Origin of the sequence: Amaricoccus sp. W119 (assembly GCF_047275745.1) — a bacterium.
In the GTDB taxonomy this organism is placed as follows: domain Bacteria; phylum Pseudomonadota; class Alphaproteobacteria; order Rhodobacterales; family Rhodobacteraceae; genus Amaricoccus.
Window position 1 is genome coordinate 28,547 of record NZ_JBKQWU010000011.1, and the last position, 15,457, is coordinate 44,003.

Here is a 15,457-nt window from a genome sequence, read left to right on the forward strand (position 1 = left end):
AAGAATTTCGTTGCCCGAATCATCGAGTTTGGGCATAAGCAATCTCACATCACGTCACGCCGGGAGAAGGCGGGGAGACCCGCCGCCGAAGGAGCAACCGCCCCGGAAACTCTCAGGTCCAAGGACCGGCGTTGGCGAAACACTCCGGAAAGCGGCCCGAAAGGCCCACCGAAGGAGAAAACCCGAGGGTCCGAGACCCGAAGGTGAAACTCTCAGGTCCAAGGCACGGAGGGGGCACCGCGGCGAGGACGCCGCAGTCTTGGAGTGTGACTCATGACCCGTATCGCTGTCATCGGTGCCGGTGTGACCGGCCTCACCACCGCCTATGAACTTCTCGACCGCGGTTTCGAGGTGACGGTCTTCGACCGCCACCGCTACGCCGCGATGGAGACGAGCTTCGCCAACGGCGGCCAGCTCTCCGCCTCCAACGCCGAGACCTGGACCCAGTGGGGCACGGTGCTGAAGGGGCTGAAGTGGATGCTTTCGGCCGACGCGCCGCTCCTCGTGAACCCGGCGCCGACGATCCACAAGATCCGCTGGATGATGGAGTTCCTGTCGAACATCCCGTCCTACAAGTCGAACACGGTCGAGACCGTGAAGCTCGCCATCGCGGCGCGGAACGTGCTCTTCGAAATGGCCGAGCGTGAGGGGATCGACTTCGACCTGGAACGGCGCGGCATCCTGCACTTCTACTCCAAGGAGAAGGACTTCAAGCACGCGCGCATGGTGAACGGCCTGCTGAAGCAGGGCGGACTCGACCGCCGCGAGGTGACGCCCGGCGAGATGCGCGATCTCGAGCCGGCGCTGCACGGCGACTTCGTGGGCGGCTTCGTCACCGAGAGCGACAGCTCGGGCGACATCCACAAGTTCACCGTCGGGCTGTCTCGCGCCTGCGAGCGTCGCGGGGCCGACATGCGGTTCGGAACCGAAGTGAACGACGTGACGACGATCGAGGGCGGCGTACGCGTGGTGACGCCGCTGACGAGCGAGACCTTCGACGGCGTCGTCGTCGCGGCCGGCGTTCGCAGCCGGTCCCTGGCGAAGGCGCTCGGCGACCGGGTGAACATCTATCCGGTGAAGGGCTACTCGATCACCGTGCAGCTTCCGGACGCGGAAAGCCAGGCCGCCGCGCCCTGGATCAGCCTGCTGGACGACCGGGCGAAGATCGTGGCGAGCCGCTTCGGTGCGGATCGTTTCCGCATCGCCGGCACCGCCGAATTCAACGGCGCCAACAAGGACATCCGCGCCGACCGGATCCAGCCGCTGGTGGAATGGTGCCAGAAGCATTTCCCCGGCGTCTCCACCGAGCAGGTGGTGCCCTGGGCGGGCCTGCGCCCGATGACCCCCTCGATGCTGCCCCGTGTCGGCCGCGGCAAGGCGAAGGGTGTCTTCTACAACACCGGCCACGGCCATCTCGGCTGGACGCTGTCCGCTGCGACGGCGCGGCTGGTGGCGGAGAGCGTCGCAGCCGAGTTCGCGCCTCGCGTCGTCCGCGGTCAAGCCCCGGCTTCGGCGGCGGCGTAAGGCCCGGACCCGCGGAGGACCGGCGCGCCCCGGCGCGTCAGTCCTTCGCGATCTCCATCGAGAGTCGCTGGAAATAGGGTGCCTCGGGCGTGACGACGATGCTCGGCCAGTCCGGGTGATGCATCGAATCGGGGAAGTGCTGCGCCTCGAAACAGAGGCCGGCGTAGGGGCGGTAGACCTCTCCCCCATGCCCCGGCGCCGAGACGGTCATCGTCGGCGCATTGAAGATCTGCAGTCCCGGCTGGTCGCTGAAGACGCGGATCAGCAGGTTCGTGCGCGGGCAGCGCGCCCAGGCCGCCGGCGTGCTCTGGTCCCGGCCCGGGCGGAGCACGTAGTTGATGTCGATCCCCTTCCGGTCGGGGTCGCTCGCCTCGATCTCGCGCGGTTCGCGGAAGTCGTAATGCGTGCCGTCGACCGGGACGATTTCGCCCGTGGGAATGCTTTCCTCGTCGAGAAGCGTCACCTCGCCGCCATCGACGAAGAGGGTGTGGTCGCGCACGCCGCCGCCGCCGCCGAGGTTGTAATAGGTGTGGCTCGCGAGATTGACCGGCGTCGGCCGGTCCGGCTGGCCGCGCATCTCGCAGGTCAGCATCGGGCCGTCGAGCCGGTAGGTCACGGTGAAATCGACCGCGCCGGGATAGCCCTCCTCGCCGTCCGGGCTCGCATAGCTCAGCGTCACCGCCTCCGCCGCGCTGTCGGGCTCCATCGCCCAGTTCCGTCTGCCGAGACCGGTCTCGCCGCCGTGGATGTGGTGCTGCTTCCGTGGCCCGTGGTTCGGGGTAAGCTCCCAGGTCCGGCCCTCGAAATCGAAGCGCGCGTCCTTCGTGCGGTTCGCGATCCGTCCGACGATCGCCCCGTGCGAGCGCGATGCGGTCAGGTAGCTTTCCATATCCGGGAAGCCCAGCACCATCGGCAGGCTGCCGTTCGGTCCATCCACCCGCCAATCCCGCATGACGCAGCCGAAGCTCAGGATCGTCACCGCCGCGTCGGCCGATTCGAGCGTGACCGCGTCCACGCTTCGCCCGTCGAGTTCCCCGAAACGCGTCTTCCTCATGCCGCCGCCCTCCCGATCTGCGAGATCTTCTCGATCAGTTTCGTTGAAACACGAACCCCTTCGCGCGCCGCCTGTTCCCGCGCCGCGAGCCGCCGGGTGCCGGGCATCAGGGCCGCCGGCCTCGTCATGGAGCGCCGCGAGCGCGGACGATGCGCGATGCGAAGGCGCCACCCGAATGCCCCGCCCGGGAGCGCCGGCGCGTCGATCACGATCAGGCCGCCGAAGGCACCGCCCGCCTCAGCGGAAGGCTTCCTTCAGGCAGGCACCCGCCTTGGCGAAGTCCATCTGGCCGGTATGGCGCGCCTTGAGATGGGCCATCACGCGGCCCATGTCGCGGACGGAGCTCGCCCCCGTCTCCACGATCGCGCTGGCGACGGCGCGCTGGACCTCGGCCTCGCTCAGCTGCTTCGGCAGATAGGTCTGGATCACCGCGATTTCGGCGCGTTCCTGCGCCGCGAGTTCGGGTCGTCCGCCCTCCTCGTAGCTCCTGGCGCTGTCGCGGCGCTGCTTGATCATGCGCGTGAGGATGGCGCGGATCTCGGATTCCGTCACCCCCTCGCAGCCCGCCTCCTCGCACTCGGCGGCGCGCGCGTCGATGTCGCGGTCCTTGATCGCCGCGCAGATCAGGCGAAGCGTCGAGACACGGACCATGTCCTTCGACTTCATCGCCTCCTTGAGATCGCTTGAAAGCCTCGTGCGAAGCATCCCACACCTTGCTGTCTCTGACGGCCCAGGGCCGCGTAAACAGCCCTCATACTCCTTCGCGAGATGAGACGCAAGCGTCATGAAATCCCGTAACCTATTGATTTATAACGGATTGCCTCGGCCCGGGATCGGGTTGACCCCGAAATGCCGGCGGCGTAGGGTGCGCGCGACCCCGACCAGGATTCGATCATGACCGAACGTGCCGCCCCTTCCGACCAGGCGCTGGCCGCCGCGCCCGACAGCGCGCTGCGGGCGACCGCCTGCATCGTGCTCGCCGACGGGCAGGTCTTCTACGGCAAGGGCTTCGGCGCGATCGGGACGGCGGTGGCGGAGCTCTGCTTCAACACCGCGATGACCGGTTATCAGGAGATCATGACCGACCCCTCCTACGCCGGGCAGATCGTGACCTTCACATTTCCCCATGTCGGCAATGTCGGCGTCAACATCGACGACGACGAGACCGGAGAGCCGGTCGCGGCGGGCATGGTGGTCAAGTGGGACCCGACCGAGCCGTCGAACTGGCGCGCGACCGGCGACCTGCCCGATTGGCTGGCGCGCCGGGGCCGGATCGGCGTCGGCGGGATCGACACGCGCCGCCTCACCCGGGCGATCCGGCTGCAGGGGGCGCCGCATGTGACGATCGCCCATGACCCGGCCGGCGAATTCGACCTCGACGCGCTGGTGGCGAGCGCCCGCGCCTTCCCCGGTCTCACCGGAATGGACCTCGCGCGCGAGGTGACCTGCGCGCAGAGCTACCGTTGGGACGAGATGCGCTGGGCCTGGCCCGAGGGCTACAGGCGGCGCGAGGCGGCGGGCCGCCGGGTGGTCGCGATCGACTATGGTGCGAAGCGCAACATCCTGCGCTGCCTCGCCTCGGCGGGCTGCGACGTGACCGTGCTGCCCGCGACGGCGACGGCGGCCGATGTGCTCGAACACGAGCCGGAAGGCCTCTTTCTCTCGAACGGTCCGGGCGATCCGGCGGCGACCGGCGTCTATGCCGTGCCGATGATCCAGGAAGTTCTGGCGAAATCCGACATCCCGGTCTTCGGGATCTGCCTCGGCCACCAGATGCTCGCGCTGGCGCTTGGCGCGCGGACCATCAAGATGAACCACGGCCATCACGGGGCGAACCATCCGGTGAAGGAGATTTCGACCGGCAAGGTCGAGATCACCTCGATGAACCACGGCTTCACCGTCGACGGCCAGACGCTGCCGGAGGGCGTCGTCGAGACCCATATCTCGCTCTTCGATGGCTCCAACTGCGGGATCGCCACGACGGACGGCCGCGTCTTCTCGGTGCAGCACCATCCGGAAGCGAGCCCCGGGCCGCAGGACAGCTTCTATCTCTTCGAGCGTTTCGTCGCCTCGATGCGATGAGCCCCGCGGTGTGACGCGGCCCTGATGGGGCGCGCGCGGCGTGGTCGGCGTCCCGAAACCTCGCTCTTAGCCGGATCTTTACGCGCGATCGGCCACTCTGGCGCCCTCCGCGTCAGTCCAGTTCGATCATGGCAAGAGTTCTGCCCTTCGCCCCGCCCCCTCCCGCCACGGGACCGGCCGCCACGCCGGACGCGATCGCCGCGCCGCGGCCGGAACGGCTCGGTGACGTGCTGATCGGCGCGGGCGCGCTCGATGCGGGACGGCTCGAACGGGCGCTCGACTTCCAGAGGTCGCAGGACGCGCCGCTCGGCCATATCCTGGTCTCCGATGGCACGATCAGCGCCGAGGACCTGAGCGTCGCGCTGGCGCGGCAATCCGGGCTGAGCCGGGTGGACCTCGATGCCGCGCCGCCGGATACGGCGCTGGTGGCGCGGTTCGACCCCTATCTCTGCATCGCGCTCGAGGCGATTCCCTGGCGCGACCTCGGCGGAAGGCGGGTGGTCGTGATCGGCGATCCCCGGCGGCGGGACGCGGCGGCGGTGGCCTTCGGCGGCGGCGCCGACCGTGTGGAGGTGGCCCTCGCCCCGCCGGCGCAGATCCGCGCCGCGATCACGGCGACCTTCCGGGACCGGCTCCGCGACGACGCGCGCGAACTCTGTCCGCCACAATTCAGTTGCCGGGACTGGCTCGGCGCCTCGCGGGGCTGGTGGTCCCGGCTCGCCGCCTGCGGGGCGGCGGCGCTCGCGTTCTGCGCCCCGCTCGTCGTGCTGAGGCTGCTGCTCGTCTGGGCGATGATCGCCAACGCGGCGACGATGGCACTGCGGCTCACGGCGCTTCTGGCGCGGTTCAGATCCGGCCCGACCGTCCTCGCCCCCGCCCCGGCGCCCGGAACGGGCCGGCCCGCCGACGCCCGGAAACTGCCCCGCGTCTCGCTGCTCGTGCCGCTCTACAAGGAGGCGCGCGTCGCACGCGACCTGCTCGCAGGGCTCGGCGCGCTCGACTACCCGCCGGCGCTTCTCGACATCAAGCTGGTGCTCGAGGAGCACGACACCGTGACCCGCGCCGCGATCGAGGCGACGCGGCTGCCCCCGACGATGGAAGTGGTCTCGGTGCCCGCGGATGCGATGCGCACCAAGCCGCGAGCCATGAACTACGCCCTGCCGCTCTGCCGGGGGGATATCGTCGGCGTCTACGACGCGGAGGACCGGCCCGACCCCGGCCAGATCCGCGCCGTGGTCGCGCGTTTCGCCGAGGCGCCGCCCGAGGTCGCCTGCCTGCAGGGCTATCTCGACATCTACAACACCGAGAGCGGCTGGCTCGCGCGCTGCTTCACGCTCGAATATGCGATCTGGTTCCGCGTCATCCTGCTCGGCGTGCAGCGGCTCGGCATCCCGATTCCGCTCGGCGGCACCACGGTCTTCTTCCGCCGCGCCCATCTCGCGATGATCGGCGGCTGGGACGCGCATAATGTCACCGAGGACGCCGATCTCGGGATGCGGCTCGCACGCTTCGGCTACCGTTGCGAAATGCTGCCGACGACGACGATGGAGGAAGCGACCCTGACGCCGCGCGCCTGGGTCCGACAGCGGTCGCGCTGGCTCAAGGGCTACGCCGTGACCTGGGCCAGCCACATGCGTGATCCCGCCGCGCTCTGGCGCGATCTCGGACCCCGCGGCTTCTTCGGCTTTCAGGTGCTGTTTCTCGGCGCCCTGACCTCGTATCTCGCGATCCCGCTCTTCTGGCTGCTCGCCGCGCTGACCTTCGGGTTCGACGCGCCGATCTGGCAGGGCTTCCCGGCGCCGCTTCGCACCGCCTTCTTCGTGTCGATGATCCTCGGGCAGGCGACGATGCTGGTGATCGCGCTGATCGCGGCGCGCGACGCCGGCAGGATCGGGCTTCTCGCCTGGGTGCCGACGCTCTGCCTCTACTGGCCGCTCGGGGCGATCGCCGCCTATCGGGCAATCGCGGAGCTCTTCTACGCGCCCTTCCTCTGGCACAAGACCGAGCACGGCGTCGGAGGTGCGCGCACTATGGACGCGACCACCTGGCATTCCGAGATCCCGGAACCAGGGGAGCCAGGACGAGGCGAGACGGCGGAAACTCCCGTCTGACGGCCCGCCGCGCCGCTCAACCCTCGGCTTCGAGCCTCAGCCGCGTCTCGAAGGCGCGGCTGATGTGCTGGCGCAGCGCGAGGTCGGCCGCCTCGCCGTCGCGCGCCTCGATCGCCATCACGATCTTCTCGTGCTCCTCCAGCGCCTTCTCCCCCCGCCCCTTCGCCGCGAGCGAGGTGGTCGCGATCAGCACCATCGCGCGATGCACCATGTCGAGTTGCTGGATCAGGTAGCGGTTGTGGCTCGCGAGATGGATCTGGCGGTGAAAGCGCTTGTTGGCGCGTGCGAGCTGCTCCGGGCGGTCGACGATCTCGCGATCCTTGCGCACCATCTCCCACAGCACCCGGATCTCCTCCGGCGCCGCGTGCTGCGCGGCGAGACGCGCGGCGAGACCTTCGAGCTCGGCGCGGACGACGTAGAGTTCGCCCAGCTGATCGTGATTGAGGCTCGCCACCACGAGGCTGCGCCCGTCGCGGGCGAGCACGCCCTGCGTCTCCAGCCGCTGCAGCGCCTCCCGGATCGGGGTACGCGATACGCCGAAACGCTCGGCGAGTTCAGCCTCCACCAGACGGTCGCCCGGTTTGAACTCGCCCTGGTCGATCGCCTCCAGCATCATGTAGAGCGCGTCCTTCTGACCCTGAACCAGACCTGTCATGCAAATCCATCCGCCTTGAGCGGACCGAGCCTATCCGCGCGCCCGGCCGAATGCGAGCCGCGCGATTGCCGATCACGGCGCGGACCGGTAAAACCCGCGTCATGCCACGCCAACACCTATCTCATGTCGAGTTCGCTCACGTCAGGACCTGGGTCTTCGATCTCGACAACACGCTCTATCCGCGCGAGATCCGTCTTTTCGACCAGATCGAGGCGCGGATGATCGACTATGTCATGCGCGTGCTCGACATCGACCGGGCGCGCGCGGCGACGCTGCGGGCGAGTTACTGGCGCGAGCATGGCACGACGCTCGCGGGTCTGATGCGCGAGCACGCGCTCGACCCCGCGCCCTATCTCGCCGAGGTGCATGACATCGATCTGTCGATGGTCGCCGAAAGCCCGGCGCTCCGCGATGCGATCGCGGCGCTTCCCGGGCGGCGGATCGTCCACACCAACGGCTCCCGCGAGCATGCCCGGCGCGTGACGAAGGCGCTCGGCCTCGACGGGGCTTTCGACGCGCTCTACGGGATCGAGGACGCGGGCCATACGCCGAAGCCCGCCGAGGAGGCTTTCGCCGCGATCTTCGCGCTCGACGGAGTCGAACCGCGCCGGGCGGCGATGTTCGAGGACGATCCCCGCAACCTCGCGGTGCCGCACCGCCTCGGAATGCGTACCGTTCTGGTCGGCCCGGCTGAGATGGCACCGCATGTGCACCACCGGACCGACGATCTGGCGGGGTTTCTGAAGAGCCTCGCCTAGACCCGCGGCGGGAGGACCAGAGTCCGCCCTGCGCGTGGCGGGAAATGTACCCGCTGTCGCGGGACGGATGCGAACGCCCGCCCCGCTCCGGCGCCGGTCAGTTCCGGGACTTGTCCACCATCTTGCCCGAGGAAATCCACGGCATCATGCCGCGCAGCTTCTCGCCGACCTGCTCGATCTGGTGCTCGTAGTTGAGTCGGCGGGTCGCCTTGAACGAGGGCTGGCCGACCGCGTTCTCCTGCATGAAGTCGCGCACGAACTTGCCCGTCTGGATGTCGCGGAGAACCGCCTTCATCCGCGCCTTGGTCTCGTCATAGGGCAGGATGCGCGGGCCCGACACGTATTCGCCGTACTCGGCGGTGTTCGAGATCGAGTAGTTCATGTTGGCGATGCCGCCCTCGTAGATCAGGTCGACGATCAGCTTCACCTCGTGCAGGCACTCGAAATACGCCATCTCGGGCTCGTAGCCCGCCTCGACCAGCGTCTCGAACCCCATGCGGATGAGCTCGACCAGACCGCCGCAGAGCACCGCCTGCTCGCCGAAGAGGTCGGTCTCGCATTCCTCGCGGAAATTGGTCTCGATGATGCCCGAACGGCCGCCGCCGATCGCCGAGCAGTAGCTCTTGGCGATCTCGAGCGCGTTGCCGGAGGCGTCGTTCTCGACCGCGACGAGGCAGGGGACGCCGCCGCCCTTGGTGAATTCGCCGCGCACCGTGTGGCCCGGACCCTTCGGCGCCATCATGATGACATCGACGGTCTTCTTGGCCTCGATGAGGCCGAAATGCACGTTGAGGCCGTGGGCGAAGGCGATCGCCGCGCCGTCGCGCAGGTTGTCGTGGATGTACTTCTTGTAGGTATCGGCCTGAAGTTCGTCGGGCATGGTCATCATGAGCACATCGGCCCAGGCGGCGCATTCGGCGATGCCCATGACCTTCAGCCCCTCGGCCTCGGCCTTCTTAGCCGAGGGCGAGCCCTCGCGCAGCGCCACCGCGACGTTCTTCGCGCCCGAATCGCGCAGGTTCAGCGCATGGGCATGGCCCTGGCTGCCGTAGCCGACGATGCCGACCTTCTTGTCCTTGATCAGATTGATGTCGCAGTCGCGATCGTAATAGACGCGCATTTGGCGCTCCCCGTTCCGGATGTCGTGGCGGCGAGCATAGGCGGCGCGCGCGCAGCCGGTTTTCTATCTCGCCGAGATCCGCTATGAATCGCGAACTTGTATTCGCCAAATCCGAGAAATCCGGAATATTCATGCAGAGGCTTGATGATCTCGACCGCCGCCTGCTGCGGATTCTGCAGGAAGACGCGGGCCTGCCGGTCGCGGAGCTCGCCGACAGGGCGGGAGTTTCCGCCGGTGCCTGCTGGCGGCGGATCGAGAAGATGGAACGGGCCGGCGTCATCCTCGGCCGGGCGGTCGAGATCGATCCCCGGGCGCTCGGCTACGAGGTCCGGGTCTTCCTCAGGGTCGTGCTCGACAAGTCGGCGAGCAATGCCTTCGACGCTTTCCTCGCCGCGGCCCGCGCGCTGCCCGAGGTGGTCGCGATCGAGACGCTGCTCGGCCGGGTCGATGTGCGGATGGACGTGGTGGCGCGCGATCTGGCGCATTACCAGGAGATCTACCGCGACCGCATCCTCGCACTCCCGCATATCGCCGAGATCGATGCGCTGATGCTGGTCTCCGAGCTGAAGATGAGTGAGAGGTTGCCGGTCTGATGGCGGAGATCGACGACACCGACCGCGCGCTCATCCGCGTGCTCCTCGCCGACGGCTCGCTCAGCGCCAAGGAGGCGGGCGCGCGCGTCGGCCTCAGCCAGCCGGCCGCCTGGCGCCGCATCCGGCGGCTCGAGGAGACGGGCGTGATCCGGGGCCGCCGGCTGATCCTCGACCGCGAGAAGCTCGGCTTCGGCGTCGTGGTCTTTCTCGGCGTGAAGCTCGCGGCGAAGGGCCGGCTCGACCTCGACGCCTTCGAACGCGCGGTCCAGGCGATCCCGGAGGTGCAGCTGGTCCAGCAGGTGATCGGCGTCTACGACTACCGGCTGCGCGTCGTGGCGCGCGACCTGAGCGATTTCGAGCGCATCCTGCGACGCCGGATCATGACCCTGCCGGGCGTGGGACAGGTCGAATCGAACGTGATGCTGCGCGAGGAGAAGAACGCGCCGCCCCCCATCTGAGTCCCGCCGATCTGATCATTTCGCACGACCGCGAAGCGAGGCCCTACTCGGCGCCGAGCCCTAGGCGCATCGCCGCGCGGCGCAGTGGCGTCGTTCCGCTCAATACGCCGAGCCCGAGCCCACGCAGCCCTCGCAGCGGCCCGGCACCGGTCATCGCGGCGCGGTTCAGCGCGTCGACGCCGAGAATGCGCGCCAATACCTTGGCGTGGCGGGCGCGGTGATAGCGGGCCAGCACCTCGGGCGCCCCGATGTCGCGGCCCGCCGCCCGCGCTTCGACCAGCAGATCCGCGAGCGCTCCGATGTCGCGGAGGCTCATGTTGAGCCCCTGCGCGCCGATCGGGGGCACGACATGGGCGGCCTCGGCGATCAGCGCCATCCGGGGCGCGTCGAGCCGGTCGGCGATCTGCGCCACGATCGGCCAGACCGCGCGCCGGCCTTCGAGCGTCAGGCGACCGAGGACGCCCGCCGACCGCGCATTGGCCGCCGCCTCGAACTCCGCCTCCGGCATCGCCGCGAGGTGGAGCGCGCGGGGCCCGCGTTCCATCCAGACGACGGCGGAGCGGTGCGCCCCCTCCCGGCCGGGCAGAGGGACCAGCGTGAAGGGGCCGCCGCTGAGGTGAACCTCGGTCGAGACGCCCTCGTGCGGCCTTTCGTGCCGGACGACGAAGACGAGCCCCTTCTGACCGTAGCCCCAGCGGCGCGCGCCGATCCCCGCCGCTTCGCGGAGGCCGCTGTCCCGGCCATCGGCGGCGATCACGAGACGCGCCGAAACCCCGGTCCCGTCGCCGAAACGTGCCACCGCGCGATCGCCGCGCGGGACGATGCCGGTGATCCGCGCCGGCGCACGGAGCCGCGCGCCTCGCATGCCTCCGATATGCGCGACCATTTCGCGCCGGATGAGCCAGTTCGGGAGGTTGTAGCCGAAGGCATCGGACCCGATCTCCGCCGCGTCGAAATCGGCGACGCGGCGCGGCGCGCCATCCTCGCCCGCGTCGACGATCCGCATGACGCGCAGAGGTGCCGCCTCGGCTTCGAGCCGGTCCCACAGCCCGCAGTCGCGCAGGAGCGCGACGGAGGGGCCGAGGAAGGCCGTGGAGCGAAGATCCGCCCCCGCCGCCTCGGCCGATGTGACCGGCGGCGCGGGATCGGCGCAGAGAACCGAGAAGCCGCGCGACGCGAGGATCGCCGTGGCGCTCAGCCCGGCGACGCCGCCGCCGGCGATGAGAATATCCGTGTCGATCGCGTCCATCCCCGCGCTCCCCGCCCGTTCGCGCGCACCCTAGGCCCCGTCGCGCCGGACGCCAAGGCCATCCGTCCGCGAGCCCGGATGCGCGCGCCGACCTGCGCCGGGCGTTCAATTCACATTCGACATTCCCCCGGCGCTCCGCTAGAAGCGCGCGCTTATGGAGAGGGTCCCGGACCCGGAGCTCGAAGGCCCGCGCGATGCAGAACATCATCCTGACCGTCCACCTCATTCTCGCGATCGCCCTGATCGTCGTGGTGCTGCTGCAACGTTCCGAAGGCGGCGGCCTCGGGATCGGCGGCGGCGGGGGCGGCGGACTGATGACCGGCCGGGGCGCCGCGACCGCGCTCTCCAAGCTCACCTGGCTCATCGGGGCGGCCTTCGTGGTGACGAGCATCACGCTCACCATCCTCTCCGCCCGCGAGGGTGGCTCGGGCTCGGTGCTCGACCGTCTCGGCGTGGACGGCCCGCCGGCCTCGGAGGAACCGGCGGTTCCCGCCCCGGCGCCGAGCATGCCCGCGCCGGATATCGCGCCGCCGCCCGCGCCGGCGGAGTCGTCGGCCCCCGGCGAGACCGCGCCGTCGCCCACCCCCGAGGCGCCCGCGCCCGCCACGCCGCCGGCGCCCGCTTCCCCGCCCGCGTCGTCCGCGCCAGCGGCTCCGGCGCCGTCCACCTCGGCACCGTCCACCCCTGAACCGTCGACTCCGGCGCCGTCCTCTCCGGAATCGCCAACTTCGGCACCCGACGCCGCGGCGCCCTCCGCTCCGGAACCCGCCGCTCCGGAATCCGCGGTCCCGGCGCCTTCGGTTCCGGCGCCCGACGCCGCGCCGGCGCCGGCTGGCGAAGACACGGCACCTCCGCCGTCGCAGTAACGGCCGGGGGTTTTCGGAGACCCCGCGACAGCGGGTCTCACTCCACGAACACAGGAACCGGCGCCGGGCCCCTTGTGGGGACGGCGGGGTTCCACTATGGATGAGGTCCCGTGAGGCGCGGCTTCATCCTCCACCGAGACGACTGAAGCGAAGACACGGGAACTGCATCTCCATGGCGCGATACGTATTCATCACCGGCGGTGTGGTCTCCTCGCTTGGCAAGGGCCTCGCATCCGCCGCGCTCGGCGCGCTTCTGCAGGCGCGCGGCTATTCCGTTCGCCTGCGCAAGCTCGACCCCTATCTCAACGTCGATCCGGGCACGATGTCGCCCTTCGAACATGGCGAGGTCTTCGTGACCGACGATGGCGCGGAGACCGACCTCGACCTCGGCCACTACGAACGCTTCACCGGCGTCGCCGCGCGCAGGACCGATTCCGTCTCCTCCGGCCGGATCTACTCCAACGTGCTGGAGAAGGAGCGCCGGGGCGACTACCTCGGCAAGACGATCCAGGTGATTCCGCACGTCACGAACGAAATCAAGGACTTCCTTCGCATCGGTGAGGAAGAGGTCGATTTCATGCTCTGCGAGATCGGCGGAACGGTCGGCGATATCGAGGGCCTGCCCTTCTTCGAGGCGATCCGCCAGTTCGGCCAGGAGCGCCCGCGCGGTCAGTGCATCTACATGCATCTGACGCTGCTCCCCTATATCGCGGCCTCGGGAGAGCTCAAGACCAAGCCGACGCAGCATTCGGTCAAGGAGCTTCGCGCCATCGGCATCGCCCCCGACGTGCTCGTCTGCCGCTCCGAAGGGCCGATCCCGAAGAAGGAGCGTGAGAAGCTCGCGCTCTTCTGCAACGTGCGGCCCGACGCCGTGATCGCGGCGCAGGACCTGAAGTCGATCTACGAGGCGCCGCTCGCCTATCACCGCGAAGGACTCGACCAGGCGGTGCTCGACGCCTTCGGCATCGCGCCGGCGCCCCGGCCCAACCTCTCGAAATGGGAAGATGTGGTCGATCGCATCCACAATCCCGAGGGCGAGGTGAAGGTCGCCATCGTCGGCAAGTACACCCAGCTCGGCGATGCCTACAAATCCATCGCCGAGGCGCTCACGCACGGCGGGATCGCGAACCGGGTGAAGGTCCATACCCAATGGCTCGATTCCGAGCTGTTCGAGAAGGACGAGGAGATCCCGCCGCTGCTCGAGGATTTCCACGCCATCCTCGTTCCCGGCGGCTTCGGCGTGCGCGGCACCGAGGGGATGATCCACGCCGCCCGTTTCGCCCGCGAGCGCGAGGTACCCTATCTCGGCATCTGCCTCGGCATGCAGATGGCGGTGATCGAGGCCTCGCGCGACCTGCTCGGGGTTCAGAACGCTGGTTCCGAGGAATTCGATCACGAGGCGGGCCAGCGCCGGTTCACGCCCGTCATCTACCACCTCAAGGAATGGGTCGAGGGCAACCGGACGATCCAGCGCGAGGTGACCGACGACAAGGGCGGGACCATGCGGCTCGGCGCCTATGACGCGGTGCTCGCGGATGGAAGCCAGGTGGCCGGGATCTACGGCGCGACCGGAATCTCCGAGCGGCACCGCCACCGCTACGAGGTCGATATCACGTACCGCGAGAAGCTGGAGGATGCCGGGCTGCGCTTCTCCGGCGTCTCGCCCGATGGCCGGCTGCCCGAGATCGTCGAGATCCCGGGGCATCCGTGGTATATCGGCACGCAGTTCCACCCGGAGTTGAAGTCGAAACCCTTCGATCCGCACCCGCTCTTCGCCGATTTCATCCGCGCGGCCGTCGACCAGTCGCGCCTGGTGTGACGCGTCGCCTCGGACGCGAGCCTCCGGGGGTCAGGGCCCGTCTCGCGGTTCACGGCGACTTTTCTTGTCTTCGCCGCGCTTCGGCGTTCTGCTCGGGCGGAGCCTTTCCCGAGACGAGACGCCGATGTTCGCAGACCTGCTCCGCCGCCTGAACGCCACCGCCGATGCGCGCCGGCTCGGCCCCGAGGACGCCCGCGTCGCGATGGCGGCGCTGATGGTCCGCGTGGCGCGCAGCGACGAGCGGTATTCCGACCCCGAGCGCGCCCGGATCGACGCGCTTCTCGCCGACCACTACCGCCTGCCGCCTGAGCAAGCCGCGTCGCTGCGCCGCGAGGCGGAACGCGCCGAGTCGATGGCGCATGACACCGTGCAGTTCACCCGGGTGGTGAAGGAGGACGTGCCCTACGAGGAACGTGTCTGGGTCGTGGAAACCCTCTGGCGCGTGGCGATCGCGGATGGGATCGACGCGGACGAACGCGGGTTCCTCAGGCTCGTCGCCAATCTGCTCGGCGTCTCGGACCAGGAGAGCGCGCTCGCGCGGCAGAGGGCGGAACGGGGCTGATCGGGGCCGGGGCGCGGTCAGCGATCACCGTTACCGACTGACGGGTCGTCAGGCTGGCGCGTGCTCGTGGCAAAGCTGCTCCGCTTCCTCGCGCGTCAGTTCGATCCTGAGCAGGCGGCAATACCGGCGGCCATTCGGCTGAGGATCGTGATGCCGGCAGTCACGGCAGATCCCGAACATCCTCGTCCCCGTCCGCTCGACGCGATGGACGAGCCAGTGTGACAGCAGGCGCTCCAGGCTTGCCAGATCGGCATCCGGCAAGGCGGTGAGCGCGGACTGCTCGACATTGCTCATCCGCAGTGCCTCGCGTCCCGCCTCGGTCACCTGATAGCGGATCGATCGCCTGTCGTCGGGCAAGCGTTCCTCGGTGACATATCCCTTCGCTTCCAGCGATTTCAGCGTCTGCGACATGGTCCCCCGGGTGGTGCCGAGATACTCGGCGACATGCGAGGGCGACCGCGAGAACCGGTTCGCATTGGCCAGATAGTCGAGCGCGATCACCTGCGCCGCGTTCAGCCGCGGCGAACGCATGAGCGCGGCGTCGAGCCGTGCGTGACGGTTGATGAGCAGGCGTATCCGGTCGGCGCGGTCCATCCCCCTTATGTA

General features: G+C 69.1%; 15 protein-coding genes and 1 riboswitch. Of the genes, 9 read left to right on the forward strand and 6 right to left on the reverse strand.

Annotated elements, in window-relative coordinates:
- Nucleotides 1–50: 50 nt before the first annotated feature.
- Nucleotides 51–138, forward strand: a riboswitch (glycine riboswitch).
- Between the two features lie 135 nt (nt 139–273).
- On the forward strand, nt 274–1,524 hold the full coding sequence (locus ACLJK8_RS08540) for a D-amino acid dehydrogenase (RefSeq protein WP_413149750.1): 1,251 nt from the start codon (nt 274–276) through the stop codon (nt 1,522–1,524).
- A 37-nt stretch (nt 1,525–1,561) separates the two neighbouring features.
- Here ACLJK8_RS08540 and ACLJK8_RS08545 read toward each other — a convergent pair whose 3' ends face one another.
- Together ACLJK8_RS08545 and ACLJK8_RS08550 are read right to left on the reverse strand one after the other, a co-directional pair.
- Complete coding sequence (locus tag ACLJK8_RS08545) at nt 1,562–2,578, reverse strand: aldose epimerase family protein (protein WP_413149751.1); 1,017 nt, start codon at nt 2,576–2,578, stop codon at nt 1,562–1,564.
- 237 nt (nt 2,579–2,815) lie between these two features.
- Nucleotides 2,816–3,283, reverse strand: coding sequence for a GatB/YqeY domain-containing protein (locus ACLJK8_RS08550; protein WP_413149752.1), 468 nt, complete (start codon nt 3,281–3,283; stop codon nt 2,816–2,818).
- Between the two features lie 189 nt (nt 3,284–3,472).
- On the opposite strand from ACLJK8_RS08550, the gene carA reads away from it, so the two are divergent.
- Nucleotides 3,473–4,660, forward strand: coding sequence for a glutamine-hydrolyzing carbamoyl-phosphate synthase small subunit (gene carA / locus ACLJK8_RS08555; RefSeq protein ID WP_413149753.1), 1,188 nt, complete (start codon nt 3,473–3,475; stop codon nt 4,658–4,660).
- Between the two features lie 128 nt (nt 4,661–4,788).
- Nucleotides 4,789–6,771 carry a glycosyltransferase gene (locus ACLJK8_RS08560; RefSeq protein WP_413149754.1) on the forward strand — a complete coding sequence of 661 codons (1,983 nt, stop codon included), beginning with the start codon at nt 4,789–4,791 and terminating at the stop codon, nt 6,769–6,771.
- Between the two features lie 16 nt (nt 6,772–6,787).
- Here ACLJK8_RS08560 and ACLJK8_RS08565 read toward each other — a convergent pair whose 3' ends face one another.
- Nucleotides 6,788–7,426: a GntR family transcriptional regulator gene (locus ACLJK8_RS08565; RefSeq protein WP_413149755.1), complete on the reverse strand. Its 639-nt coding sequence runs from the start codon at nt 7,424–7,426 to the stop codon at nt 6,788–6,790.
- 101 nt (nt 7,427–7,527) lie between these two features.
- Here ACLJK8_RS08565 and ACLJK8_RS08570 point away from each other — a divergent pair, with 101 nt between their 5' ends.
- On the forward strand, nt 7,528–8,184 hold the full coding sequence (locus ACLJK8_RS08570; protein ID WP_413149756.1) for a pyrimidine 5'-nucleotidase: 657 nt from the start codon (nt 7,528–7,530) through the stop codon (nt 8,182–8,184).
- Between the two features lie 97 nt (nt 8,185–8,281).
- Here ACLJK8_RS08570 and ilvC read toward each other — a convergent pair whose 3' ends face one another.
- A complete protein-coding gene (gene ilvC, locus ACLJK8_RS08575; RefSeq protein ID WP_413149833.1) occupies nt 8,282–9,325 on the reverse strand; it encodes a ketol-acid reductoisomerase in 1,044 nt (347 codons plus the stop codon).
- A 110-nt stretch (nt 9,326–9,435) separates the two neighbouring features.
- On the opposite strand from ilvC, the gene ACLJK8_RS08580 reads away from it, so the two are divergent.
- Together ACLJK8_RS08580 and ACLJK8_RS08585 are read left to right on the forward strand one after the other, a co-directional pair.
- Nucleotides 9,436–9,897, forward strand: coding sequence for an Lrp/AsnC family transcriptional regulator (locus tag ACLJK8_RS08580; protein WP_413149758.1), 462 nt, complete (start codon nt 9,436–9,438; stop codon nt 9,895–9,897).
- The gene (locus tag ACLJK8_RS08585) at nt 9,897–10,355 is read left to right on the forward strand and encodes an Lrp/AsnC family transcriptional regulator (RefSeq protein WP_413149760.1); all 459 of its coding nucleotides are present in this window, start codon (nt 9,897–9,899) and stop codon (nt 10,353–10,355) included. The genes ACLJK8_RS08580 and ACLJK8_RS08585 overlap by 1 nt, the downstream gene beginning before the upstream one ends.
- A 43-nt stretch (nt 10,356–10,398) precedes the next feature.
- On the opposite strand, the gene ACLJK8_RS08590 is transcribed toward ACLJK8_RS08585, so the two are convergent.
- Nucleotides 10,399–11,604 carry an FAD-dependent monooxygenase gene (locus tag ACLJK8_RS08590; protein ID WP_413149761.1) on the reverse strand — a complete coding sequence of 402 codons (1,206 nt, stop codon included), beginning with the start codon at nt 11,602–11,604 and terminating at the stop codon, nt 10,399–10,401.
- A gap of 194 nt (nt 11,605–11,798) precedes the next feature.
- Here ACLJK8_RS08590 and secG point away from each other — a divergent pair, with 194 nt between their 5' ends.
- The 3 genes from secG (at nt 11,799) to ACLJK8_RS08605 (ending at nt 14,851) form a co-directional block, all read left to right on the forward strand.
- Nucleotides 11,799–12,470 carry a preprotein translocase subunit SecG gene (gene secG / locus ACLJK8_RS08595; RefSeq protein WP_413149762.1) on the forward strand — a complete coding sequence of 224 codons (672 nt, stop codon included), beginning with the start codon at nt 11,799–11,801 and terminating at the stop codon, nt 12,468–12,470.
- 172 nt (nt 12,471–12,642) lie between these two features.
- The gene (locus ACLJK8_RS08600) at nt 12,643–14,289 is read left to right on the forward strand and encodes a CTP synthase (RefSeq protein WP_413149763.1); all 1,647 of its coding nucleotides are present in this window, start codon (nt 12,643–12,645) and stop codon (nt 14,287–14,289) included.
- Nucleotides 14,290–14,413: 124 nt separating this feature from the next.
- Nucleotides 14,414–14,851: a TerB family tellurite resistance protein gene (locus tag ACLJK8_RS08605; protein WP_413149764.1), complete on the forward strand. Its 438-nt coding sequence runs from the start codon at nt 14,414–14,416 to the stop codon at nt 14,849–14,851.
- Nucleotides 14,852–14,899: 48 nt separating this feature from the next.
- On the opposite strand, the gene ACLJK8_RS08610 is transcribed toward ACLJK8_RS08605, so the two are convergent.
- The gene (locus ACLJK8_RS08610; RefSeq protein ID WP_413149765.1) at nt 14,900–15,445 is read right to left on the reverse strand and encodes a MarR family winged helix-turn-helix transcriptional regulator; all 546 of its coding nucleotides are present in this window, start codon (nt 15,443–15,445) and stop codon (nt 14,900–14,902) included.
- Nucleotides 15,446–15,457 lie beyond the last annotated feature (12 nt).

Coding starts and splice junctions, on each gene's coding strand:
- ACLJK8_RS08540 (WP_413149750.1), top strand. CDS start 274: ATGACCCGTATCGCTGTCATCGGTGCCGGTGTGACCGGCCTCACCACC.
- ACLJK8_RS08545 (WP_413149751.1), bottom strand. CDS start 2,578: ATGAGGAAGACGCGTTTCGGGGAACTCGACGGGCGAAGCGTGGACGCG.
- ACLJK8_RS08550 (WP_413149752.1), bottom strand. CDS start 3,283: ATGCTTCGCACGAGGCTTTCAAGCGATCTCAAGGAGGCGATGAAGTCG.
- carA (WP_413149753.1), top strand. CDS start 3,473: ATGACCGAACGTGCCGCCCCTTCCGACCAGGCGCTGGCCGCCGCGCCC.
- ACLJK8_RS08560 (WP_413149754.1), top strand. CDS start 4,789: ATGGCAAGAGTTCTGCCCTTCGCCCCGCCCCCTCCCGCCACGGGACCG.
- ACLJK8_RS08565 (WP_413149755.1), bottom strand. CDS start 7,426: ATGACAGGTCTGGTTCAGGGTCAGAAGGACGCGCTCTACATGATGCTG.
- ACLJK8_RS08570 (WP_413149756.1), top strand. CDS start 7,528: ATGCCACGCCAACACCTATCTCATGTCGAGTTCGCTCACGTCAGGACC.
- ACLJK8_RS08580 (WP_413149758.1), top strand. CDS start 9,436: ATGCAGAGGCTTGATGATCTCGACCGCCGCCTGCTGCGGATTCTGCAG.
- ACLJK8_RS08585 (WP_413149760.1), top strand. CDS start 9,897: ATGGCGGAGATCGACGACACCGACCGCGCGCTCATCCGCGTGCTCCTC.
- ACLJK8_RS08590 (WP_413149761.1), bottom strand. CDS start 11,604: ATGGACGCGATCGACACGGATATTCTCATCGCCGGCGGCGGCGTCGCC.
- secG (WP_413149762.1), top strand. CDS start 11,799: ATGCAGAACATCATCCTGACCGTCCACCTCATTCTCGCGATCGCCCTG.
- ACLJK8_RS08600 (WP_413149763.1), top strand. CDS start 12,643: ATGGCGCGATACGTATTCATCACCGGCGGTGTGGTCTCCTCGCTTGGC.
- ACLJK8_RS08605 (WP_413149764.1), top strand. CDS start 14,414: ATGTTCGCAGACCTGCTCCGCCGCCTGAACGCCACCGCCGATGCGCGC.
- ACLJK8_RS08610 (WP_413149765.1), bottom strand. CDS start 15,445: ATGGACCGCGCCGACCGGATACGCCTGCTCATCAACCGTCACGCACGG.